A 23,628-nucleotide genomic window follows, 5' to 3' on the forward strand; every position below is an offset into this window, starting at 1 on the left:
AATAGGCTTGGGCCTGTTGCCCATGTGTAATAATCCATTTCACGTCCCAACCAGCAGAGGATTCCGATATGCGGGATGCATCCGTTCACAACCCAGGCCCGGCAGCAGATGGTGACATTCATGATGTGATCATCATCGGCGGCGGCGTCAACGGCTGCGGTATCGCCATGGATGCAGCCGGCCGTGGCTTGAAGGTACTGCTGTGCGAACAGGGCGACCTGGCCTCGGCCACCTCCTCGCGCAGCAGCAAGCTGATCCATGGCGGGTTGCGCTACCTGGAGTTCTATCAGTTCCGACTGGTCGGCAAGGCGCTGGCGGAGCGTGAAGCGCTGTTGCGCAATGCACCTCACATCATCTGGCCCATGCGTTTTCGCCTACCTCATCGGCCCCATTTGCGACCTGTATGGATGATCCGTCTGGGTTTGTTCCTGTATGACCATCTGGCGCGCCGCGAGACCCTGCCCTCATCTACCGGGCTGAAATTTGATGGGAGCAGCCCACTCAAGCCCGAGATAACCCGTGGCTTCGAATATTCCGATGCCTGGGTCGATGATGCCCGCCTGGTGGTGCTGACCGCCCAGGCCGCTGCCCAGCGTGGCGCGCAGATCAAGACTCGCACCGCCTGCGTGGAAGCCAGGCGCACGGATGGGCTGTGGCAGATCGTTCTGGAAGACCGATTGACCGGTCAGCGCAGCCGCCACCGCAGTCGGGCACTGGTCAATGCCGGCGGTCCCTGGGCAGGTGAGCTGCTGGCCTCGGTGATTGACACGCCGGTACGGCGTCCTCTGCGACTGGTCAAGGGCAGCCACATCGTCGTGCCACGCCTGCATGACGGGGAGGAATCCTACATTCTGCAGAACGAAGACAATCGTATTGTTTTCGTCATCCCCTACGAGCAGGAATTCTCGTTGATCGGCACCACCGATGTGGATTATCAGGGCGATCCCGCCGCGGCCAGCATTTCTCCCGAAGAGACCAACTACCTGCTGCACGTGATCAACAACCATTTCCACCAGCCGCTCACGCATGCGGACATCGTCTGGAGCTACTCGGGCGTCAGAGCATTGTTCGATGGCGAGGGCGGCGCGGCCCAGGCCGCTTCACGGGATTATCTGCTGGATGTGCATGCCCAACATGGCCACCCGCCCCTGCTGTCGGTATTGGGTGGCAAGATCACCACCTACCGACGCCTGGCCGAGGAAGCCACGGACCAGTTGTGCGAATTGCTGAACAGCCCGGCGCGGGCCTGGACGCGGGATGCAACTCTGCCCGGCGGAGACTTCCGTGATCATCAGAGCCTGCTCGCCGACCTGCAGAAGCTTTACCCCTGGCTGCCCGCCGCTACCGCACAACGTTTCACCCGCAGCTACGGCACCCTGACGCACGAGTTGTTGCAAGGCGCGCGAAGCATGGACGATATGGGCCGCCACTTCGGCGCCGATCTCTATGCGCGAGAAGTGCACTATCTGATTCAGACCGAATGGGCACTGACCGCCGATGATGTACTCTGGCGCCGGACCAAGCTGGGACTGCAGCTCAGAGCCGGTGCCGCAGCCATGTTGCAGGACTTCATGGAAATTCGCAGCAAGTGGCGCAAGCCCTGACGTTCTCTGAGTGGCGCGTACCGCGGCATGACGGGTATTTTGCTTTGTCATAGCCAGGCAAATCAGCCACAATATGCGCCGATTCCCATTTATCCTCGCCCGGAGCCGACCGACATCGGTCACGGTCTCCTCGCCACAGCAAGAAACCGAACAGGCTACATGTCCAACATCGAGAAAGAAGTCGCTCAGCGCCGTACCTTCGCCATCATCTCCCACCCTGACGCGGGTAAGACCACCATTACCGAACGTCTGCTGCTGATGGGCAAGGCGATCGAGGTGGCCGGCACGGTCAAATCACGTAAATCCGACCGCCATGCGACTTCCGACTGGATGGAAATGGAGAAGCAGCGCGGCATTTCCATCACCACCTCAGTGATGCAGTTCCCCTATCGCGACCACATGATCAATCTGCTCGACACCCCCGGTCACGAGGATTTCTCGGAAGATACCTATCGTACCCTGACCGCAGTGGACTCCGCGCTGATGGTACTCGACGGTGGTAAGGGCGTTGAGCCCCGGACCATTGCGTTGATGGACGTCTGCCGTCTGCGCGACACGCCCATTGTCAGCTTCATCAACAAGATGGACCGGGATATTCGTGATCCGATCGAGCTGCTCGACGAGATCGAAGAGGTGTTGAATATCAAGGCCGCCCCCATTACCTGGCCGATCGGTTGCTATCGCGACTTCAAGGGTGTTTATCATCTCAAGGAAGACTACATCCTGGTCTACGCCTCGGGGCATGGCCATGAACGCACCGAGACCAGGATCATCCAGAATCTGGATTCCGACGAAGCCCGCGAGCACATCGGCGACGAGTACGAGCGTTTTGTCGATCAGCTGGAGCTGGTGCAGGGCGCCTGCCATGAATTCGATCAGGACGAGTTTCTCGCCGGCAAGCTGACGCCGGTGTTCTTCGGTACCGCACTGGGCAACTTCGGCGTCGACCACGTACTCGACTCCATCGTCGACTGGGCGCCAAGCCCTCTGCCACGCACCGCCAATGAGCGCGTCGTCGAGCCGACCGAGGAGAGCTTCAGCGGCTTCGTATTCAAGATCCAGGCGAACATGGATCCCCGGCACCGCGACCGCATTGCCTTCATGCGTGTGTGCTCGGGCAAGTACGAGAAGAACATGAAGATGCGCCATGCACGCATAGGCAAGGATATTCGCATCGCCGATGCGTTGACCTTCTTCTCCAGTGAACGCGAGCAGTTGGAAGAAGCCTATGCGGGCGACATCATCGGCCTGCACAACCATGGCACCATCCAGATCGGCGACACCTTTACCGATGGCGAAAACATCAGTTTCACCGGCATTCCACACTTCGCCCCGGAACTGTTCCGCCGGGTGCGCCTGAAGGACCCGCTGAAGTCCAAGCAACTGCGGCAGGGCCTGCGTGAACTGGCCGAAGAAGGCGCCACCCAGGTGTTCTTCCCCGAGCGCAACAACGACATCATTCTCGGCGCGGTCGGTGTGCTGCAGTTCGACGTGGTCGCCAGCCGTCTGAAGGAAGAATACCGGGTCGAATGCGCCTACGAACCGATCAACGTCTGGTCCGCCCGCTGGATCGAATCGAGCGACAAGAAGAAACTCGAGGAATTCAGCAACAAGGCGGTGGAAAACCTGGCCGTCGATGGCGGTGGCCACCTGACCTACCTGGCACCGACCCGGGTCAATCTGAGTCTGACGGAAGAACGCTGGCCGGAAATCAGCTTCAACGCAACCCGCGAACACCACTGACAAAAAAACCGTGACGTTCTGCCGTCCCGGCTTCCCTGCTCAGAACAAATCTGATTGAGAGCTAGAATCCCTATCCTGCTGCCGCGCCGCTTCCTGGCGAGCGCGCAGCACGCGGGCCTTGCGCGATTGACACAGGCGGACCACCTGGCGTTTCTCGTCGGAGGAGAATTCCAACCAGTACAACCGCTCTTCCCGGGAACGGAAGCAGCCTTTGCAGAAGCCCTTGCTATTGGCTTCGCAGACCCCGATGCAGGGGCTGGGGATGTCAAAGAATTCCAGTTGGTCCATTCATCACTCGCCGCGCAGAAAATTTGTTTTCGCTGAAGCGCCCGTCCTGCCTGCGCTGTGCATCACATAGCTGAGTATCACCAGGCAGTTCAGGTTGACCCTTTCCGGATCACCCACTATATTGCGCAATATTCTGCCCTTTAACACTATATGTTGTGCGCATGCCTTATAACGCTTGCGCTTTATTTTCAAGCCTTTTTGCTCAGGAATTGCCAGATGACCGATTTTCAGTCCCTCAAAGTAACCAAGCGCAACGGCTCCCAGGAACCCATCAATCTGGACAAGATCCATCGCGTTCTGGACTGGGCCGCAGAGGGTCTGAGCAATGTCTCGGTCTCCCAGGTTGAACTGAAATCGCAGATCCAACTGTATGACGGTATTCGCAGCCAGGATATCCATGAAACCATCATCAAGGCCGCTGCCGACCTGATTTCCCAGGACACTCCTGATTACCAGTACATGGCCGCTCGCCTGGCGATCTTCCATCTGCGCAAGATAGCCTATGGACAGTTCGAACCGCCACATCTGTTCGACCACGTCACCACCCTGACGGAAATGAACCGCTATGACCAGCACATCCTGCGTGATTACGACCGCGGCGAATTCGACATCCTCAACGACTATATCGACCACAGCCGCGATCTGAACTTCTCCTATGCAGCGGTCAAGCAGCTGGAAGGCAAATACCTGATCCAGGACCGGGTCAGTCGCCGGGTCTATGAAAGCCCCCAGATGCTGTACATGCTGATCGGCATGTGCCTGTTCGCCGACTACCCCCAGGACAGCCGGCTGGACTATATCAAGCGCTTCTATGACGCCATCTCGCTGTTCAAGCTCTCTCTGCCGACGCCGATCATGTCCGGCGTGCGTTCGCCGTCGCGGCAGTTCAGCTCCTGCGTGCTGATCGAGTGCGGCGACAGCCTGGATTCGATCAACGCCACCACCTCGGCGATCGTCAAGTACGTGTCGCTGCGTGCCGGCATCGGCATCAATGCCGGACGCATCCGCGCGGTCGGCAGCCCGATCCGTGGCGGTGAGGCCCAGCACACCGGCTGCCTGCCGTTCTTCAAGCTGTTCCAGGCAGCGGTCAAGTCCTGCTCCCAGGGTGGCGTACGCGGCGGCGCGGCCACTCTGTTCTATCCGCTCTGGCACCTGGAAGTGGAGTCGCTGCTGGTGCTGAAGAACAACCGCGGCGTGGAAGAAAACCGCGTGCGGCACATGGACTATGGCGTACAGATCAACCGCACGCTGTACCAGCGCCTGATCAAGAACGGCAACATCACCCTGTTCTCGCCCCATGAGGTGCCCGGCCTGTACGAGGCATTCTTCGCTGATCAGGACGAATTCGAGCGGCTGTATCAGCAATACGAGCAGGACTCGACCATCCGCAAGCGCAGCATTCCGGCGGTCGAACTGTTCTCGTTGATGATGCAGGAGCGTTCCAGCACCGGCCGTATCTATATCCAGAACGTCGACCACTGCAACACTCACAGCCCGTTCGATCCGGCGGTTGCGCCCGTGCGCCAATCCAACCTGTGTCTGGAAATCGCCCTGCCGACCAGCCCATTGGATGGCATCAACGATGGCAGCGGAGAAATCGCCCTGTGCACCCTGTCGGCACTGAACCTGGGCGCCATCAACAGCCTCGACGAGCTGGAAGAGCTGTCCGAGCTGGCCGTGCGTGCGCTGGATTCGCTGCTGGATTATCAGGGCTACCCGATCGAGGCCGCGCGCAATGCTTCCATGAAGCGTCGCACCCTGGGCATCGGCGTGATCAACTTTGCCAACTATCTGGCCAAGAATGGTGTGAAGTATTCCGACGGCTCGGCAAATAACCTGACCCACCGGACCTTCGAAGCCATTCAATACTATTTGCTGCGCGCATCCAACAAGCTGGCGCAAGAGCGCGGCGCCTGCTCCGGCTTCAATGAAACCGTGTATGCCAAGGGTGTATTGCCCATCGACACCTACAAGAAGGACCTGGATGCGGTCTGCTCCGAGCCACTGCGTCTGGACTGGGAAGCCCTGCGCGCCGATATCATCGAGCATGGCCTGCGCAACTCGACGCTGTCATCTCTGATGCCCTCCGAGACCTCCAGCCAGATTTCCAACGCCACCAATGGCATCGAGCCGCCGCGCGGCCTGGTGACCATCAAGCAATCCAAGGATGGCATTCTCAAGCAGGTGGTTCCGGATTACGACGAGCTCAAGGACGCCTATGAGCTGCTGTGGCAGATGCCGAACAACGATGGCTACCTGCAGCTGGTCGGCATCATGCAGAAGTTCGTTGACCAGGCAATCTCGGCCAATACCAATTATGACCCGCAGCGTTTCGAAGGCGGCCGCGTGCCGATGCGCCAACTGCTCAAGGATCTGCTGACCGCCTACAAATTCGGTCTCAAGACCCTGTATTATCAGAACACCCGGGACGGTGCCGACGATGACCAGGGCGATATGGTTGATGACTGCGCCGGCGGCGCTTGCAAGATTTGAGGCATGAAGATGAAAATGAAATACAGCACCTTTTCCCAGGCTGATAACAACCAGATGCACGAGCCGATGTTTTTCGGCCAGCCGGTCAACGTTGCACGCTACGACCAGCAGAAATACCCGATCTTCGAGAGACTGATCGAGAAACAGCTGTCGTTCTTCTGGCGGCCGGAAGAGGTCGATGTGTCTCAGGACCGCACCGATTTCCGCAACCTGCCGGAGCACGAAAAGCACATTTTTCTCGGCAACCTGAAGTATCAGACGTTGCTGGATTCCATTCAGGGTCGCAGCCCGAACGTCGCCTTTCTGCCGCTGGTGTCCATTCCCGAGCTGGAAACCTGGATTGAAACCTGGTCGTTTTCCGAGACCATCCACAGCCGCTCCTACACCCACATCATCCGCAATATCGTCAACGATCCAGCGGTGGTGTTCGACGATATTGTGCGCAACCAGCACATCATCGAGCGCGCCGGGGATATCTCCAATTACTATGACGATCTGATTCAATACAGCAACCTGTACAACCAGTTCGGTGAAGGCACTCATCAGATCAATGGCCAGAATGTGACCATCGAGCTGTTCGAACTGAAGAAGAAGCTGTATCTGTGCATGATGTCGGTGAACGTGCTGGAGGCGATCCGCTTCTATGTCAGCTTCGCTTGTTCCTTCGCCTTCGCCGAGCGCCGACTGATGGAGGGCAATGCCAAGATCATCCGCCTGATCGCCCGTGACGAGGCACTGCATCTGACCGGCACCCAGCACATCCTCAACATCATGCAGGAAGGTGAAGACGACCCACAGATGGCCGAGGTCGCCCGGGCCTGCCATGAGCAATCCGTGGAGATATTCCGCCACGCCGCCGAGCAGGAAAAGCAGTGGGCCGAGTATCTGTTCAAGGACGGCTCCATGATCGGCCTGAACTACAGCATCCTCAGCCAGTACGTGGAGTACATCACCAACCTGCGCATGAGTGCAGTGGGACTGGAGCCCATCTTCCCCGGCGCCCATCAGAATCCGATCCCCTGGATCAACGCCTGGCTGGTGTCCGATAACGTTCAGGTAGCGCCGCAGGAGGTAGAAGTCAGCTCCTATCTGGTCGGTCAGATCGACTCGGAGGTATCGTTGGAGGACCTGGGCGAGTTCGAGCTGTAAGGGTGCAGGTATTTACCCGCGACACCTTCTTCGAGCTGGATGAGCACGAGACGCTGCTGGAAGGGCTGGAGCGTACCGGCCATCATGTGGAGTATCAGTGCCGCAGTGGCTACTGCGGCGCCTGCCGGGTGAAGTTGAAATCCGGCAGTGTGATCTATCCAAAGCCGCCGCTGGCCTTTCTCAAGCGTGACGAAATCCTGCCCTGCTGCTGCCGGGTACAGGAGCCCATCGTCATCAACGTACCGCTGAAAAGCAAACTCTGAGGCCCGCCATGTTTGAAATCCAGCCTATGGACCCGCTCCTGTACCGCGAGCAGACCCGCCGCAGCACATTGATCCTCTGCGCCATTCTGGCGGCATTGTGCATCTCGCTGGCCACCCTGTCCGTTGCCTTGTTCGGTGAACCCGGCGGCAACAACTTCCGCTGGAATCTGGGCGGTGTGATTGCCGGCCTGCTGCTGACCATGGCGCTGGTGCGACTGAATCTGTGGCAGCAGCCGTGGATGACCCCGGCAGTGTATGGCTTCCGGCTCAAGCGCAACCTGATGAAGGTGACCAATATCATGCATCAGGTCGAGGCCGGTGTTGCCGCCAATGACCCGACGGCGATGCGAGTGCTGCGTTTCTATCATCTGGGACTGACACAGATGCACCAGCTGGATGGCAACAGCAGCGCTGCCAGCGACCTGGTCAAGGAGGTCGACCAGCACCGTGAGCACATGCTGGCTCAGGGTATCGAGCCGGAACAGAACCGCCTGGATCCCGGCTGGCTTGCGGAGGTCAGCTCTCAATGGCGCGACAGTAAAAGGCACTGAGCGACCGGCAAGCAGGTTGAACCAACCAGGCGGCCACCTGACCAAATCTCTGAAGCCCTTGCCTGGAGATTCCCCATGTCACTCACTGCCCTGGCCCTCAATTGCACCCTGAAGCCCTCCCCTTCCGACTCATCCTCTGATCTCTTGTTGCAGCAGACGCTGGCGGCGCTGAAGGAGCAAGGCGTGAACGGCGAGTTGTTGCGCGTCGCCGATTACAACATCAAGCCGGGTGTCACCTCCGATGAAGGAAAAGACGATGACTGGCCGATGATTCGTCAGAAGATGCTGGATGCCGATATTTTCATACTGGGTACGCCGGTCTGGCTCGGCCACCCGTCCAGTCTGTGTCAGCGCGTTCTGGAGCGGCTGGATGCATTGCTCGGCGAAACCGATGATCAGGGCCGCATGCTGTCTTACGCCAAGGTGGCCGGCGTGGCCGTGGTAGGCAATGAAGACGGCGCCCACCACATCGTGGCGCAGCTGTATCAGGGGCTGAATGACGTCGGCTTCACCGTCCCCGCCAACAGCTGCACCTACTGGGTAGGTGAAGCCATGGGTTCGACCGACTTCAAGGATCTGCCATCAACTCCTGACAAGGTGGTGCAGACCACCCGCGTGATGGCACAGAATTGCGTGCATCTGGCCGGGCTGCTGAAACAACATCAATATCCTGCACAGAAGTAATGAGCCGCTGGATCAGCGGCTTATCGGCTGACATCAATTGCCGGCGCGGCGTAGTGCCTGGGGCGAGAAGTCCCGCGGTGACATCTCGTAGTTGAAGTCGTACATCGGCTCGTTGTTGTCCAGGCCGTCGACGAAGTAGTTGCCGGTTTTCAAATAATAGAGGGTTTCCAGGGTGCTGTTGAACATCGGCAACTCGTAATAGCTGATCGGATGGCTTTCCTGCAGGCCCACCAGTTCACCCTTGTCGTCGCGCAGGTCCACCGCCAGGATCTGCCAGCTGTCCTCATCCACGTAGAAGCGGCGGGTGTGGTACGGGTGAGAGTAACCGGTCCGCAGGTTGGCTTCCACGACCCAGACCCGATGCAGCTCGTAGCGCAGCAGCTCGGGATTCAGCGTCTTGGGCTGCACGATGCGGTCATACTCGATCCCTTGTTGGTGCACGCCATAGCTGTTGTAGGGCACCAGCATTTCCTGCTTGCCGATCAGCGTCCATTCATAACGGTCCGGCGCGCCATTGTAGGAATCCACCACATCGGCCGTGGCCAGACCGCTGGTATCCGGCTGCACCGAATCATAGGCCAGTGATGGCAGGCGTCTGACCCGACGGTCGTTGGGGCTATAGCGCCAGGCGCGGCGTGTGGTCAGCACCTGATCCAGCGGGTCCTGCACTACCAGCGAGGTGCCGGACAGTTTGGCCGGTGCCGTCACCTGATAGCGGTAGTACAGCAGGGTGTTGTCCATTTCCTCAAGGGTCATGCCCTCGCGGTTGTAGACGTAGAAAATATAGCGGTCACGCTTGATCAGGTTGCTTCTGCCGTTGATGACCACGGCCTGATTGTTGATGAAATGGGTCTGCTCGCCCTTGTAGTGCAGGATGTGGTTCCAGATGACTTCCATGCCACTCTGCGGGATCGGGAAAGGTATCCCCGCCACCGCGCCGGCTACACCGTTGCCGTTGGAGATGAGTTCGGCATTGACTGCATTTTCGCGGGTGGCGTCGTAGATGCGCTGGGGTACAGCGGCGCTGCGGCGCGTCGGATAAACCTGTAGGTAATAATCTGGATGACGCTCCAGCAGATCGGCCAGGCCCGCTGGCAACAGCTCGCGATGCTGCCCAAGATCCGAGCCATCAACGCGGTAGAGCGTGGCGTCATTGGCAAAAGGGTCGGGATGATGCATACCCAGCCGATAATCCGCCGGCGGTTTCACTCCACCGGTCCAGGCGGGTATGGTGCCCTGCGCGTTACCAGCCCGCTCGGCACCCAACGGGGTCAAATCCGCACCCAGTCGAGCTGCCTGAGCTGGATCGACCTTGGCCTGAGCCTGGCACGCAAAAACGGCCAGTAATACAACTCCGAACTTCCTGTACATGCACAACTCCTTGCGAGCCAATACCGCTACTCGCCGGCAGCGCCGGCGGATAATCTGATTGAAATTAAAAACGTCAAAACGCCGGGATTGTAACGCGAAAGCCCCGCTACGCTCTACTCCGCTACAAAATGACACAGTGCCTCGCCGCTGCGCTTGCAGCATAGCCCGAGACTGTCGATGCTATGGGACATGACTACCTACATCGATACCCACACCCATCTGGACTTCAATGACTTCGACGCCGATCGCGATGCGGTGCTGGCCGACAGTCAGCGCCTCGGCGTGCAACGGTTGCTGATCATGGGTGTGAGCCGCAGCAACTGGAATACGCTCTGGAAACTGGTCGAGGCGGACCCGCGGCTGTACGCCGCCTTCGGCCTGCACCCGGTATTTCTTGACGAACATCGCCCGGAGGACATCCAGAGCTTACGCGAACGCCTGGAATGTCACCTCACCCACCCACGCTGCTGCGCCGTGGGCGAGTTCGGTCTGGATTATTTACTCACCGAGCTGGACCGCGAGCGCCAGCAGGTATTATTCGAGGCGCAGCTGCAGATCGCCGCCGATGTCGACCTGCCAGTCCTGCTGCATGTACGCCGCGCCCATGCGCCAGTGGTCGCTGCATTGAAGCGCTACAAGCTGCGCCGCGCCGGTATCATTCATGCTTTCTCCGGCAGCTTCGAGGAGGCACGCGAATATATCCGGCTGGGCTTCAAGCTAGGCATGGGCGGCGCCGCTACCTGGCCGCAGGCCAAGCGCATGCATCGCGTCATCGCACAGTTGCCCGCTGACAGTCTGGTACTGGAAACCGACTGCCCGGATATGGCGCCCGCGTTCCGCCCCTACCAACGCAACAGCCCACAGAATCTACCGCAGATCTGCGCCCGTCTGGCCGAGCTGCGCGGCGAAACGCCGGAGCAACTGGCCCATCAATGCCTGCATAACACCTGTGAATTGTTCGACTGGCCCGTGCCTGCGGTGTCTTGAATACACCGGTCTGGTAGAGTCAGGCTATTCAACCAACAACCGCAAGGAGACCCAATGCCACTGGGCATAGCGTTGCTACTGATCTGGCTGGTGCTGCTGGTGCGCTTCCCACGCATCATGCTGCCAGCCAGCGGAATCATCGTTGTCATCTCACTGATACTGGCGGCGGGCGTCGGTATCTGGCAGTGGCGACATGACCGGCAAGTGGACATGTTGGAGATCAGCGTGCGCCATCTACCCGAACAGTGCGACTTCGGCAAGCCGCTGCAGGTCAGCATCCGGAACAACAGCTCCCGTACCGCCACGCGAATCAGCTGGCAGTTACTCGCGGTGCAGCCCGGTTACAATACCAACTTGCTGGACATCGGCGTCACCGCGAGCATCTATCGCCTCAGCCAGCCATTGCGTCCCGCGCAACAGTGGCAGCAATGCTACAGCGTGCCACGTCTGCGCAGCGGTTTTCGCGCCGAAGACCTGGAATATCATGCCGACAAGGTCCGAGCTGACTTCACAAAATAATCAATAATCATAAGAAAGGACGATCCATGAACACACCCGTCGCATTGATTACCGGCTGTTCCAGCGGTATCGGCCAGGCGCTGGCGCACCTCTGCCTGGATGCGGGCTATGAGGTATTCGCCGCCGCGCGCAATCCCGCCACTCTGGCGCCATTGACCAGCCGCGGCGCGCAGGCCGTTACTCTGGATGTAAACGATGCCGCACAGATCGCCGCGTGCAGCGAGCGTCTGCGCAGTGAAGCAGGTCGATTGGATCTGCTGGTCAACAATGCCGGTTACGGTGCCATGGGCCCGGTGCTGGATGCCGACCGCGAAACCTTGCTCAAGCAGTTCGACACCAACGTGTTTGCCCCCTTGCAACTGGTGCGCGCCACTGCCGACCTGCTGCGCGACAGCCATGGGCTGATCGTCAATATCGGCAGCGTGTCAGGGGTCACCACGACACCTTTCTCCGGCGTCTATTGCGCCTCGAAGGCCGCTCTGCACTCGCTCTCCGATGCCTTGCGCATGGAACTGGCACCCTTTGGCATCAACGTACTGACCGTGCAACCCGGCGCTATCGCCTCGGATTTCGGCAGCAACGCCACCGCCGCGATAACCATGGCAGAGGCCTCCTGGTTCAAACCCTGGGAAAAGGCCGTGCGGGCACGGGCCAACGCCTCGCAGAAGTCGTCATCCACCTCCGCTCGTGACTTCGCTGTGGAACTGATGGGCTACATCAGCAACCCGTTGCGTCCGGAAACCGCGCTGATCGGATCAGGCAGCCGCAGCATGGTACGGCTGAAACGCTGGCTGCCGCCGTCCGTGCTGGAGGCGCGCCTGCGCAAGCGCTTCGGGCTGAACAAGGCCTAGGGTCTGTTGACGTTTCATCACGAGCCGCGTTGCTGCGCCAAATATTGCCAGGCAAGGCGCAGGATGCAGCCAATGGTTATTCCCTTGGCAAATCTTGCAACGCAGCATGGCAATATTTGACACGCAACCCGCAGCGCCGGGCCTGTTTTTGGGCGGCGCGGTCGTGATGAAACGTCAACAGACCCTAACACTCAAATACCGAAACATATTAAAACTGGCGACGTTTGCCCATGTTTGGCACTATCGCTCGACTTTCATTCTGGAGAGACCTGCCCATGCGCTGGCTGCTACCCTTTTTCGCTGTATTTCTGATGGTCGGCCTGACCGTTCCCGATGCCGAAGCACGTCGCATGGGAGGCGGTAAGAGCTTTGGTTCCGCGCCCATGCACAAGAGCCAGCCGGCTCAGCGTCAGCAGACCCAGCAGCAGGCTAATCCGCGCAACCAACAACAGAACCCCGCTGCCACCTCCGGCGCCAGCCGCTGGCTCGGTCCGCTGGCTGGTATCGCTGCTGGTGGCCTGCTCGCCTCCATGCTGTTCGGTGATGGTTTCCAAGGCCTGCAACTCTTTGACATGCTGATCTTCGGCCTGATCGCCTTTGTGCTATTCAAACTGTTTTCCCGGCGCAATGCGGCGGCGATGCAGCGCCAACCCCACCCAGCCGGCGGGCCGGCCGGACAGCCGCAAGACCCCCAGAGCTGGCCACCACAGGGCGCGGCAACGGCGCAGCCGACAGTTCAGCCGACCACCATGCAGGCACCGGCGTGGTTCAATGAGGCCAGCTTCCTCAAGGGCGCCGAAGAACATTTCTTCACCTTGCAGCGTCATTGGCGTGATGGCGATACCGCTGGCATGGCGGAATACCTCGACCCGGCCCTACTGCAACAGATGATTGCCACCCGTGCCGAGGATCCGCCGAGCAGCAACGGTTTTGTCGAAGAGCTGGAAGTGCGCCTGGAAGGAATCGAGCAACGTGAAGGCCGCACCATTGCCACAGTCGGATTCACTGGCCTGGATCGTGAATTCCCGCAGGACGAAGGCGAGCGTTTCGATGAAAGCTGGCGCCTGGAGCGTGCCGACGGTGAAAACCAAGCCTGGACCATCTGCGGTATCCGTCAGAACTGATCAGCCGTCGCGGTTTATGCCGCAGCAGCAAAAAACCCTCGGCCTTCCCAAGCCGAGGGTTTTTATGCGGGCAAGCAAACTGCTCGTTCGATATCAATCAACGCCGTACCGGCCGTTTCTGCAACTTGCGCTGCAAGGTCCGGCGATGCATACCCAGCGCCCGCGCCGTCGCGGAAATATTCCCCTCATGCTCCGCCAGCACCCGCTGGATGTGCTCCCATTGCAAACGATCCACCGACATGGGGTGCTCCGACACCAAACTTTCCGGGTCAGCCTGATCCGATAACAGCGCCGTCAACACATCATCTGCGTCCGCCGGTTTGCACAGATAATTGCAGGCACCCCGCTTGATCGCTTCCACAGCGGTGGTAATGCTTGAGTAGCCGGTGAGAATGACCACCCGCAGATCGGGATACAATTCCAGCAGGCGTGGCAGCAGCACCAATCCCGAATCGCCCTCCATCTTCAGATCCAGCACCGCGTAGTCGGGCTTTCTCTGGCGTGCCATGAGCATTGCCTCTTGAGCATCGCCCGCAGTGTCCACCCGCAACCCGCGACGGGTCAATGCCCGAGCCATTACTCGAGTAAAGGTAGGATCATCATCCACCAACAGCAGCAGTGGCTGGTCTTCCTGATTCAATTCTTCTGTCATGCATGTTCCTCGATTGCCATGGAAGCCCGAAACACAGTCAAAACAACGGTTTCAGCGATCCCCTACCGGCAAGATTACCTCGGTCAGGGTACCCCCGCCATCCTGATTGAACAGCTTCACACTCCCCCCGATACGCTCGACTGCAGCCTGACTGAGAAACAGCCCCAAGCCAAAACCCTTCTTGCCCTTGGTAGTGACGAAAGCCGTGCCCAACTGCTCCGCAATATGCAAAGGCACTCCCGGCCCGTGATCACGAATGCTCAAGCGCAACCGCTGGGCATTCCATTCCAGCCCGATGTTGATATTGTCGGGACAGGCGTCAGCGGCATTGTTCAATAGATTGAGAATCGACTGACCCAGCTCGGGACTGTCCTGCACCAGCGGGGTTGCCTCTTGGGGTATGGGTTTCAGTTGCCAGGACGCCTCGGGGCGCATCAGCTGCCAACGTTCCAGCAGACCCTTGAGCCAGATGTCGGCAGGCTGATGGCTATGCGGCTGACTGCGGTTGAACTCGGCACTGCGGACCATCTGTTGCAGGCTTGCCTTGCACTGACGGACCTGCTCCTGAAGCAGTTCGAGATCTTCCTGAATCTGCGGATCGGCATAGTCCGCCCGCAGATCCTTGAGCAGTACGCTCATGGTCGACAGCGGAGTGGACAGCTCATGGGCAGCGCCCGCAGCGACGCTGGCAATACCCAGCAGCTGAGCGTCGCGCATGCTCTGCTCGCGGCGCTCGGCAAGGCGTTCGGCGTGCTTGCGCAAGGCCTGGGCCATATGCACGACAAACAGGGTGATCAACCCAGCGCTCATGGCGAAGTTCAGCCACATACCGATGACCCGGATATCGATCTGGCTGTCACGCAATGGCATCTCGAACAGCGGCAACGGGTGATACCAGAACAACAACAGGCTGTAGGCAACCATCGCCACGCTGGCCAGAAATGCCGTATATACCCAGGAAAGCGTCGCAGCGGCAATGGTCAGCGGCACGAGAAAATAGGAGGCGAAGGGGTTGGCCGGGCCTCCTGCGTAATACAGCAACACGCTGTGCACCAGAATATCGAACAGCAACTGCGCGCCGTACTCGACATCCGTCACCGGCCAGTCACGCAGCAAGCGCAGCAGGGAAAGCAGGCTGACGGCTGCGGAGACGCCCAGCGTCAGCAGCAGTGGTGTCCATTCCAGAGCGAACCAACCACTGAGCCACGCGCCCAGCACCGATGCGGCCTGCGCCGTCAGTACCAGCAGGCGAATGAAAATCAGCCGCCAGAGATTCTGTCGTGAGGGCGAGAGCGCAAAGGCATTCGGGTTCATCAATAGTCGCTGCGACAAAAGTGCGCTCCAGTATAGATTCGACCGTCGCCGGCCTTGATGTGGCATAGGGTCGCATAAAAACACCTCCCAGCGTATCGGAACCACTCTTCTTGCTGCTAGTCTCAGAAGCTCAGAGCCGAGTCCCCAAGGAGAACTTTCATGCGTTCATTTCTTATGTTACCGCTGGTCATGGGTCTGGCTTTTACCGGCCAATCCCTGGCCGAACCGCTGAACTACAATCAGGTATCGCTGCGCGCCGAAGTGCAGCAATCGGTGAACAACGACACCTTGACCGTCGTACTCTTTACAGAAGAGCAGGACACCGACCCCGCCAAACTGGCCAATCGCATTACCGACACCCTGAACAAGGGGCTGGAAACCGCGCGGCAGAACCAGAACATCAAGGTAACCAGTGGCAATCGTGTCAGCCAGCCGGTATATGACGAGAAGCGTGAGAATATCGTCGCCTGGCGTGAGCGCGGCGAGATTCGCCTGGAAGGCACCGATTTCGCCCAGGTCTCGACCGTCACTGGCGATCTGCTGGATGAGCTCAGACTGGACAACATGTCCTTCAGCCTGTCGCCGAGCAGCCGCGCCACCACTGAAGACAGCCTCATCAAGGAGGCCATCGACGCGTTCAAACGGCGTGCCGATATTGCTACTCAGGGCCTGGGCGGCAACGGCTACAAGATTGTCCAGCTGAATCTCAATACCCAGTTCATGTCACCGCGCCCGTACATGCGTGCCAACAGCATGGCAATGGCTGCGGATGCCAAGATGGCCACACCTGCTGTTGAAGGTGGCGAGGCGGACGTTACAGTCAACGCCGATGGTGTGATCGAAGTACAGGTGCCCTGATCAGACTGCCTCAGCGGTCATCCTCAAAGGGTTCCTGCAGGTAGCGATCAGTATCGAAGGTCTCCACCCAATCCGGGTGGAAGACCACCAGGGCCGCCACACCCATGCCATTGATGAAGCCCTCGGGAAACATCACCATTACCATGTAGCCGATCAGCTCGATTACCGAGTTCGGCGGCGCCAGGTGCTCTGACCACGCCAGTAGTCCCATCCCCATCAGCATGGTACACACCGCTGCCAGCGCCCCGGCAAAGAAGCCACTGATGAAGATGTACAGAAACAGATTGGTCGGCTTGAACCGCTCCAGCATCCGGCTCATCAATACCGTCACCAGCACCGGAATCAGAATCCGCAGCAGCCCGTTCGCGCCCAGCGCGGCGAGCTCATCAAGCCCCAGCAATACCAGCGCAAACTGAGCGAGCGCTCCGGCCACCAGCGCCAGTGGCCAGTCAAGCACCAGGGTCACCACCGTCAGTCCGAGAAAATGGAAGGTCAGCCCGTTATCGAACTCCTTGCGCAGGAGCCAGAGCACGAACAGGGCGAAGATGCTGCCGAAGAACAGGTGCTGGCGGCGGCTGTCTGCTACCAGCTCAATCCAGGAAACCCGCGCCAATGCCCACAACAGCGCGCCGCCATACAACAGCAAGCTGAATACAATCTGGGTTCCGGTTAGCAGGTTGACTGACAGCACGGGATTCTCCTGGGATCGGTAGACGCTAATCATACCAGCCCTTCAGGATCAGCAGAGCTGAAACGCCTACAGCCCCAGGGTGCAATCTTCGGTTGTGAGGCATAGAATGGCCAAATAGTCCGTCAGACTCATGCGCAACACAGAATTGCGTCCATATAAGAACGAAAGGTGACCACATGGCCAGCCGCCTCTATCCAGAAGACCAGAAACGGGTCGAAGAATACCTGAACTCTCCCCTGCACAAGGTCGAACGCAAGCCCTTCAAGGTCTGGTGGTTACTCATGGCCATCATCGGAGCGGTTTTCGGGCTTGGCCTGCTGGCGCGCTTCCTTGCGGCACTCGTTCTCGCCTGACTCTGACAGACGCCTGATTCCTGTTATCTGAGAGTCCAAGCAATGTCACAACCCGAAGGTTCATCTCTTCCCCACATAGTTGTTGTTGGCGGTGGGGCCGGCGGTCTTGAGCTGGTCACACGCCTCGGTCGTACGCTGGGCAAGCGCCAACGCGCCCGCGTTACCCTGGTCGATGCCAACATGACTCATATCTGGAAGCCGCTGCTGCATGAGGTCGCGGCTGGCTCGCTCAATTCCACAGAAGAAGAGCTGAACTACGTCGCCCAAGCGAAGTGGAATCATTTCAATTTTCAGCTCGGCTGCATGACCGGAGTCGACCGCGAGCAACGTCAGCTGCAGCTGGCACCGGTCCAGGATGAAGACGGCACCACATTGATCCCCGCGCGACAGTTGAATTACGACTATCTGGTGATCGCGGTGGGTAGCAATACCAACGACTTCAATACCACTGGCGCCGCACAGCATTGCATTTTCCTCGACACCCGGGCCCAGGCCGAGCGTTTCCATACTCGGCTGATCAATCAGTACCTCAAGGCGCAGGTCCGGGGCGAAATGGCCAGCAGCGAATCCATCAATGTCGCCATCATCGGTGCGGGCGCCACGGGCGTCGAGCTGGCCGCAGAACTGCATCACGCAGCGCTTATGCTGCGTTCCTACGGTCTCGACCGGGTTCGCCCTGAAGACCTGAACATCAACCTGGTGGAAGCCGGCCCGCGCATCCTGCCCGCCCTGCCCGAGCGCATTGCGGTCACGGCGGCAGCCACGCTGGATAAACTCGGCGTGCATACCCACACCGGCTCACCGGTCAAGGAAGTCCAGGCCGATGGCCTGTTGCTGGCCGATGGCCAATTCATTCCCGCCTCACTGAAAGTCTGGGCAGCCGGCATCCGTGCACCGGCCTTCCTCACTGAGATGGGGCTGGAAACCAACCGCATCAACCAGTTGGTGGTCGACAAGACGCTGCGCACCCAGGACGAACGCATCTTCGCCTTCGGCGATTGCGCAGCCTGCCCGCTGGACGAACCTGGCAAGTTTGTCCCGCCACGCGCTCAGGCTGCCCATCAGCAGGCAACTCTTTTAAGCAGGAACCTGATCAACCTGCTCGATGGCAAGCCGCTGAAACAATATCGCTACCGCGATCATGGCTCGCTGATCTCTCTCTCCACCTTCAGCGCCGTCGGCAATCTGATGGGCAACCTCACCGGCAGCGTCATGCTGGAAGGTTGGCTGGCCCGGATGTTCTATATATCCCTGTACCGCATGCACCAGATGGCTCTGTACGGCATCCCCCGGACAATCATGCTGATGGTGAGTGACCGCATAGGACGCGGCACAGAACCACGCCTGAAACTGCACTGAAGCGAAGCCTTATGGATGCAACAAAGCGCAACCTTTGTTGCATCCATCGCTCCGTCCCGCAGCGCTTTTCCAATTTAAAGTCATTCATTGCACAAGAAGCTCAAATTCGGGCTTGACAGCTTCGCCGTGGTCGGTAAAATGGCGCGCCTCAGCAGGGGATATGTAGCAACAACACACAGCAACCTGCAGAGAGTTTTCAAGGTAATTCCGCGATAGCTCAGTTGGTAGAGCAAATGACTGTTAATCATTGGGTCCCAGGTTCGAGTCCTGGTCGCGGAGCCATCTTGTAAAGATCGGGGTATAGCGCAGCCTGGTAGCGCGCCTGCTTTGGGAGCAGGATGTCGGGAGTTCGAATCCCCCTACCCCGACCATTTTTTGTTTTTGAGCATTGGGTCGTTAGCTCAGTTGGTAGAGCAGTTGGCTTTTAACCAATTGGTCGTAGGTTCGAATCCTACACGACCCACCACTCAAAAATATCTTCTGCTGTTATCTCGCTTCAACCTCCTGCTTATATATCACACAGAATCATCATTTCTGAGCATTTCCATTGTGCTGGCGATCATGCCTGCCAGGCGTCAGGCTGATCGATGCCTGCTGAACCCCACCACTTCGAACACTGCCTCGCCGTCGGCGGGAGCGGCGCAGCCGCCGCCACCCCAGCACCGTGCCGCTGACTGAAATCACAAGACCGCCGATGCTGCCCAACCACATCCAGCCATCCCATAACGGCCGACGTTCCAGCAGCGGCAGCCAATCCCAGCTATGCAGCAGCGCGAACAACCAGCGCGAGGCACGTTGGCGCTGATCCAGCTGGCCGAGCAGCGCGCCGCTGACGGGATCGATATGCAACCAGGTCTGCGCCGGATCAGCAAAGCGCACCCGCAGGATCGGCAGGGGCCGTGGCAGATGCCCGAGCATGCTGTGTTGCGCGCGGTCGTAATAATAGAAGTCGAAGGCGCTCAGCAGCTCAACCTGCAGTTCATCCTGCGGACGGATTGCCTGGGCGGCGCGCCACAGAACCTGTTCAGGCACAGCCTCCAACGGCTCGCCACTGTCTGCCGATAACAACAGGCTATCGCCATCGCCATCTACGCCCAACACGTAGCCCTGCCCGCCAACCAGCCGCCAATGCAGTTCCCGCACCTGCATTCCATTGACCTGCATCTGCTGCAATACCTGCTCCGGCGCCAGCGGAAAATGCGCAGCGCGCAGCTCCCCACCGGTATATGCAGCTGTATCCAGCGGTACCGGACTGGCAAACACCCGCCACGGGTTCATTGACATCAGCCCGCTGAAGATCCAGGTCAGCGCCAGCACACCGAACAGCAACCCACCGACATGATGCCAACGGGCAAAACCCCGATACGGGCTGCGCGAACCGTTGCGATAAGGCTTGGAGAAGCGCCAGCGCAACAGCCCCACGACGATACCGAGCAGAGTCATCAGCGTCGCGGCCAGCGACAGGTAGATGACGATATCTGTCCACCAGCGATCCAGCACCCCACCGCGCAATGGATAAACCCAGTGCAGCCAGGCACCCACCCAATTCCAGCCGCGCTCGGTGGCAGTGGCGTCGCGCACCACACCGCCGCTGCGGCTGGAAATATACAACAGAGTACCGTTACCCAGCGCAACGCGATGCAGTGGCCGGTCAGCATCCAGCCCCCGGGAATGAGTCCAGGCATCCTCATCCACCAGGCCCTGGTAACGCACCGCGCCCTCCCCGGCGAACTGCCGCACTGCCGCCAGCGCCTGCGTCTGGTCAAAGGGCCCCAGCTGCGCTCCGCTGCGCGCATCGCGTACCTCGGTGCGCTGACCGTAGCGCAGCATATAGCGCGGCTCGCCCGCCACCGTGGTCAGCCGTATACTGTCCGGCGCCGGGCCGGCATCGTTCAACACCTGGCTAAGCGGCACACAACAATGTTCCTGCGCCAGCGGCGGCAACTGGGCCAGATGCTCTCTGAACGTCAGCTTGGGATAACCGACATACAGCATCACCAGGCCGGATACGAACCACAGCGCCAAGAGCAGACACAGGCCGATACCCAGCCAGCGATGCCATAGATAGAGGTAACGTTTCATGCTCAGAACCTCAGATCCAGACTGACATCAACGCTGCGCGGTGCGCCCCGGTAGTACTGCTCGCCGTAGGCCTGTTTGGCATACAGCTCATCGGTGAGATTACGCACCCGCGCCGTGGCACTCATGTGCTCATCGAAGCGATACCGGGCGAAGGCGCCGTATAGTGTGTAGGACGGGGCTTTCAGCATGTTGGCGTTATCCGCGTAGACCGAATCCACATAACGCATGTCCGCCCCCACCTCCAGCGCGGGCGTCAGGCTCCAGGTCAGCCAGAGATTGGCGACACTGTCCGGCACGTTCACCGGGCTGTTGCCCTCGCGCGATACCGATACGCCGGCGACCGCCTCGTTGAACTCATCGTACTGCGCGTCCACATAGGCGTAGTTAGCCTCGACCAGCAACCTGGGCATCAGCTGCAAACTGCCGGTCAATTCTATCCCCTGTGAGGTCTGCTGACCGGCCTGCACCGTCAGATTGGGATCACTGGAATCCCGCACGGCAAAGTCCTTGCGCACAATCTGAAACAGCGCCACGGTCGCCGCCCCGCGCCCGTCCAGAAAGTCGAATTTGCTGCCGACCTCCCACTGCTCGCCCTTCGACAGGTCGAACAGCCCGACATTGGACCAGGTCGCCGAGGCCAGCGAGCCCGCCGGCAGATCCGCCGAAGTGCTGTATTGCAGGTAGAGATTGGCGGTCGGCGTCAGATCGTAGACCAGCCCGATACGCCCACTGAGCGGTTCCCAGCGGCGCTCGAAGAAGGCCGGACTGGTCTCAGAAACGGCGCCATAGTTGACCACTTCCATGTCCAGATGGTCGTAACGCAGACCGCTGAGCAGCGCCAGCCGATCGGTCAACTGCAGATGGTTTTCCAGAAACAGCGAGCGGGTGACCACCTCATGCCGGCGCTGCTTCTGCAGGCCGTCGGCCATGCCGGGAATATCATCAAAGCGCCCCGGATCAAACCGATTCGGGGCGACCACATCGAAAGCACCACCCGAGCGCGGATGCAGAGTCTGGCGCAAGCGCGAATAATCCAGCCCCGCCGCCCAGCGACTGCTCAGCCCGAACAGCTGTCGATCATGGGTCAGCGTCAGACGGTTGCCCAGTACATTCTGGTCGTGGCGCTGCAGATAGGCGCCGCCTCGCTCCACCAGACTGGTGTCGGCGTTATAGCTGTAGCGCTCCAGGTTGCGGTAGTCGCGCTGGCCATCGTAGTAATACAGAGTGTTCTGCAGGTTGGTCGCATAACTCAGCCGGTAGTCGAGCGCAGCCAGCGTACCCGTTGCTCGTAACGCCCATCAGCGACATTGAAATTGTCGAAGCGACGACGCTTGTCGATCTTCATGGTTCCGCCGCCGGTATTGAGTATCGGCGTGCCCCAATAAGGACTGTCTTCCTTATCCTCGAGATATTCCAGCGCCAGGGTATGGCTGAGATCCGGTGTCAGATCACTGAGCAGGGAAAAGGCCATGCTACTGGTCTCGCGCTCGTTGCGATCAATATAGCCATTACCGCTGCCTCGGCTGATATCCAGACGCATGAAGTGCTCGGTTTCTCCCATCTGACCCAGCGCCTGATTCAAGCCCAAGGCCATTTCCGACTCATCGAAGCGACCGTAGCGCAGCCGCCCTTCCAGCAGCTGTTCATCACGGCTGGCGAGTTTGCTGATGTAGTTCAGCGACCCACCTACGGCCCCGGCTCCATGCAGGAAACTGGACGGCCCGCCGATCAATTCAACGCGATCCACCAGCCAGGTATCCACCGGCCGCGCCGCACTGGCGTAACCGAGATTGATACCGTTGAACAGCTGGGTGATCTGGTTCTGGGTAAACCCGCGGTAGGACACAAAGCCACCGTAACCGGGGTTGGCCGAGGCGTTGATGCCGGTCATGGCATTGATCACTTCCTGGGTATCCCGGGCGCCCCGCGCCTCGATCACCTCGCGGTCGGTAACGCTGACCGAGGCCGGCGTTTCCCGAGCGGTCAGATCCAGCCGTGAGCCGGTGCGGATGGGTTGATCAAGACGCACGCCGGAGGGTGCGCTCAAGGTCTCTCTGGCTTGAGCCGACACGGTGCTGGCGGGCAGGGTCAGGGCGTCATCTTGCGCCCAGACAAGGGGCATGCTGCCGGCGAGCAGCAACAGGGTAGTAAAACGAATGGACATGCATTCTCTCCAGTCTGATATTCCACAGGCCCGCAGACGCACAGGCGCAATCAGGTCTGGGCGAACGGGCTATTCAGCAAACAGTCAGGAGCAAGGGAGAGGCGCGAGGGTTGGCGGGCGGCCAGCGGGAGCGGGGCTGACGAGGCACATGCCAGACGGGCAACGGACGCAACGCGTCCATGGCCAGCAGGCCGAGCAAGCCGAAGAAGGCAGCGAGGATAATGGCACTGAAGGGGCTGGCGAAATCACAGCTCGAATCCGCCGAGGTATGGTCGTGAGCCTCAGTTGCCTCGGCATGCTCCGCATGGTGATGATGGCCATGCTCAGCATTGATCGCTCCCAACTGCACGGCCACCATTTGCCCATGGCCGCTGGCACAGTGCAACGCGCTGAACAGGATGCAGGCGAACAGCATCCAGGCCAGCAATGCGCGGCGGCGAACCAATGTCATCGGGCTTGCTTCAATATGATAGTTATCCCAGTTCAGGCGGGCCGGCACACCGAGATATCTCTGTGTTCTATGGCAGC

21 protein-coding genes, 3 tRNA genes and 1 pseudogene are annotated in these 23,628 nt (G+C 59.5%); 17 read left to right on the forward strand and 8 right to left on the reverse strand.

The genetic code is table 11. From position 1 onward, the window contains the following. Window positions 1–68 precede the first annotated feature (68 nt). Together glpD and BLU11_RS12980 are read left to right on the forward strand one after the other, a co-directional pair. The gene (gene glpD / locus BLU11_RS12975) at window positions 69–1,604 is read left to right on the forward strand and encodes a glycerol-3-phosphate dehydrogenase (protein WP_090274012.1); all 1,536 of its coding nucleotides are present in this window, start codon (window positions 69–71) and stop codon (window positions 1,602–1,604) included. A 159-nt stretch (window positions 1,605–1,763) separates the two neighbouring features. After that, window positions 1,764–3,347 carry a peptide chain release factor 3 gene (locus BLU11_RS12980; protein WP_090274013.1) on the forward strand — a complete coding sequence of 528 codons (1,584 nt, stop codon included), beginning with the start codon at window positions 1,764–1,766 and terminating at the stop codon, window positions 3,345–3,347. 39 nt (window positions 3,348–3,386) lie between these two features. On the opposite strand, the gene BLU11_RS12985 is transcribed toward BLU11_RS12980, so the two are convergent. Continuing rightward, on the reverse strand, window positions 3,387–3,635 hold the full coding sequence (locus BLU11_RS12985) for a DUF1289 domain-containing protein (RefSeq protein WP_090274015.1): 249 nt from the start codon (window positions 3,633–3,635) through the stop codon (window positions 3,387–3,389). A gap of 216 nt (window positions 3,636–3,851) precedes the next feature. Here BLU11_RS12985 and nrdA point away from each other — a divergent pair, with 216 nt between their 5' ends. The 5 genes from nrdA (at window position 3,852) to BLU11_RS13010 (ending at window position 8,775) form a co-directional block, all read left to right on the forward strand. Then, the gene (nrdA, locus tag BLU11_RS12990; RefSeq protein WP_090274017.1) at window positions 3,852–6,128 is read left to right on the forward strand and encodes a class 1a ribonucleoside-diphosphate reductase subunit alpha; all 2,277 of its coding nucleotides are present in this window, start codon (window positions 3,852–3,854) and stop codon (window positions 6,126–6,128) included. Between the two features lie 3 nt (window positions 6,129–6,131). Beyond that, window positions 6,132–7,277, forward strand: coding sequence for a class Ia ribonucleoside-diphosphate reductase subunit beta (gene nrdB, locus BLU11_RS12995; protein WP_231702200.1), 1,146 nt, complete (start codon window positions 6,132–6,134; stop codon window positions 7,275–7,277). Window positions 7,278–7,279: 2 nt separating this feature from the next. Next, window positions 7,280–7,540 carry a class I ribonucleotide reductase maintenance protein YfaE gene (yfaE, locus tag BLU11_RS13000; RefSeq protein WP_090274019.1) on the forward strand — a complete coding sequence of 87 codons (261 nt, stop codon included), beginning with the start codon at window positions 7,280–7,282 and terminating at the stop codon, window positions 7,538–7,540. 8 nt (window positions 7,541–7,548) lie between these two features. Then, the gene (locus BLU11_RS13005) at window positions 7,549–8,091 is read left to right on the forward strand and encodes a DUF3087 domain-containing protein (RefSeq protein ID WP_090274020.1); all 543 of its coding nucleotides are present in this window, start codon (window positions 7,549–7,551) and stop codon (window positions 8,089–8,091) included. 75 nt (window positions 8,092–8,166) lie between these two features. Continuing rightward, complete coding sequence (locus tag BLU11_RS13010; RefSeq protein WP_090274023.1) at window positions 8,167–8,775, forward strand: flavodoxin family protein; 609 nt, start codon at window positions 8,167–8,169, stop codon at window positions 8,773–8,775. Window positions 8,776–8,808: 33 nt separating this feature from the next. Here the strand turns inward: BLU11_RS13010 and BLU11_RS13015 are convergent, their stop codons facing one another. After that, window positions 8,809–10,146, reverse strand: coding sequence for a DUF1329 domain-containing protein (locus BLU11_RS13015; protein WP_090274026.1), 1,338 nt, complete (start codon window positions 10,144–10,146; stop codon window positions 8,809–8,811). A 189-nt stretch (window positions 10,147–10,335) separates the two neighbouring features. Between BLU11_RS13015 and BLU11_RS13020 the strand changes: the two genes are divergently transcribed. The 4 genes from BLU11_RS13020 to BLU11_RS13035 all read left to right on the forward strand — a co-directional run bounded on the left by BLU11_RS13020 (window position 10,336) and on the right by BLU11_RS13035 (window position 13,627). Beyond that, window positions 10,336–11,133 (forward strand): TatD family hydrolase, encoded by a 798-nt coding sequence (locus BLU11_RS13020; RefSeq protein ID WP_090274030.1) that lies wholly within the window; start codon window positions 10,336–10,338, stop codon window positions 11,131–11,133. A gap of 54 nt (window positions 11,134–11,187) precedes the next feature. Then, on the forward strand, window positions 11,188–11,652 hold the full coding sequence (locus BLU11_RS13025; RefSeq protein WP_090274033.1) for a hypothetical protein: 465 nt from the start codon (window positions 11,188–11,190) through the stop codon (window positions 11,650–11,652). Between the two features lie 26 nt (window positions 11,653–11,678). Next, on the forward strand, window positions 11,679–12,503 hold the full coding sequence (locus BLU11_RS13030) for an SDR family oxidoreductase (RefSeq protein WP_090274035.1): 825 nt from the start codon (window positions 11,679–11,681) through the stop codon (window positions 12,501–12,503). A 275-nt stretch (window positions 12,504–12,778) separates the two neighbouring features. Next, entirely contained in the window at window positions 12,779–13,627 is an 849-nt protein-coding gene (locus tag BLU11_RS13035; protein WP_090274038.1) for a Tim44 domain-containing protein, read from the forward strand. A gap of 97 nt (window positions 13,628–13,724) precedes the next feature. On the opposite strand, the gene BLU11_RS13040 is transcribed toward BLU11_RS13035, so the two are convergent. Continuing rightward, window positions 13,725–14,279, reverse strand: coding sequence for a response regulator transcription factor (locus BLU11_RS13040; RefSeq protein WP_090274041.1), 555 nt, complete (start codon window positions 14,277–14,279; stop codon window positions 13,725–13,727). 51 nt (window positions 14,280–14,330) lie between these two features. Beyond that, a complete protein-coding gene (locus BLU11_RS13045) occupies window positions 14,331–15,593 on the reverse strand; it encodes an ATP-binding protein (protein ID WP_090274044.1) in 1,263 nt (420 codons plus the stop codon). 159 nt (window positions 15,594–15,752) lie between these two features. On the opposite strand from BLU11_RS13045, the gene BLU11_RS13050 reads away from it, so the two are divergent. Continuing rightward, window positions 15,753–16,451 (forward strand): SIMPL domain-containing protein, encoded by a 699-nt coding sequence (locus BLU11_RS13050; RefSeq protein ID WP_090274049.1) that lies wholly within the window; start codon window positions 15,753–15,755, stop codon window positions 16,449–16,451. A 10-nt stretch (window positions 16,452–16,461) separates the two neighbouring features. Here the strand turns inward: BLU11_RS13050 and BLU11_RS13055 are convergent, their stop codons facing one another. Then, complete coding sequence (locus BLU11_RS13055) at window positions 16,462–17,142, reverse strand: energy-coupling factor ABC transporter permease (RefSeq protein ID WP_231702201.1); 681 nt, start codon at window positions 17,140–17,142, stop codon at window positions 16,462–16,464. A gap of 176 nt (window positions 17,143–17,318) precedes the next feature. On the opposite strand from BLU11_RS13055, the gene BLU11_RS13060 reads away from it, so the two are divergent. The 5 genes from BLU11_RS13060 to BLU11_RS13080 all read left to right on the forward strand — a co-directional run bounded on the left by BLU11_RS13060 (window position 17,319) and on the right by BLU11_RS13080 (window position 19,320). Beyond that, a complete protein-coding gene (locus tag BLU11_RS13060; protein ID WP_090274055.1) occupies window positions 17,319–17,495 on the forward strand; it encodes a DUF3094 family protein in 177 nt (58 codons plus the stop codon). 42 nt (window positions 17,496–17,537) lie between these two features. Further along, window positions 17,538–18,854, forward strand: coding sequence for an NAD(P)/FAD-dependent oxidoreductase (locus tag BLU11_RS13065; RefSeq protein ID WP_090274057.1), 1,317 nt, complete (start codon window positions 17,538–17,540; stop codon window positions 18,852–18,854). Window positions 18,855–19,060: 206 nt separating this feature from the next. Further along, window positions 19,061–19,136 (forward strand) — tRNA-Asn (locus BLU11_RS13070). Window positions 19,137–19,148: 12 nt separating this feature from the next. Further along, window positions 19,149–19,225 (forward strand) — tRNA-Pro (locus BLU11_RS13075). A 19-nt stretch (window positions 19,226–19,244) separates the two neighbouring features. After that, window positions 19,245–19,320: transfer RNA gene (locus tag BLU11_RS13080), tRNA-Lys, on the forward strand. 62 nt (window positions 19,321–19,382) lie between these two features. On the opposite strand, the gene BLU11_RS13085 is transcribed toward BLU11_RS13080, so the two are convergent. From BLU11_RS13085 to BLU11_RS13095, 3 genes and pseudogenes are all read right to left on the reverse strand, one after another. Next, on the reverse strand, window positions 19,383–20,936 hold the full coding sequence (locus BLU11_RS13085; RefSeq protein ID WP_090274060.1) for a PepSY domain-containing protein: 1,554 nt from the start codon (window positions 20,934–20,936) through the stop codon (window positions 19,383–19,385). A 2-nt stretch (window positions 20,937–20,938) separates the two neighbouring features. Next, window positions 20,939–23,100, reverse strand: a pseudogene (locus tag BLU11_RS13090) (TonB-dependent receptor). Between the two features lie 73 nt (window positions 23,101–23,173). Beyond that, on the reverse strand, window positions 23,174–23,551 hold the full coding sequence (locus BLU11_RS13095; RefSeq protein WP_157718678.1) for a DUF2946 domain-containing protein: 378 nt from the start codon (window positions 23,549–23,551) through the stop codon (window positions 23,174–23,176). Window positions 23,552–23,628 lie beyond the last annotated feature (77 nt).

The sequence above is a fragment of the Halopseudomonas litoralis genome, from assembly GCF_900105005.1.
GTDB lineage: Bacteria > Pseudomonadota > Gammaproteobacteria > Pseudomonadales > Pseudomonadaceae > Halopseudomonas > Halopseudomonas litoralis.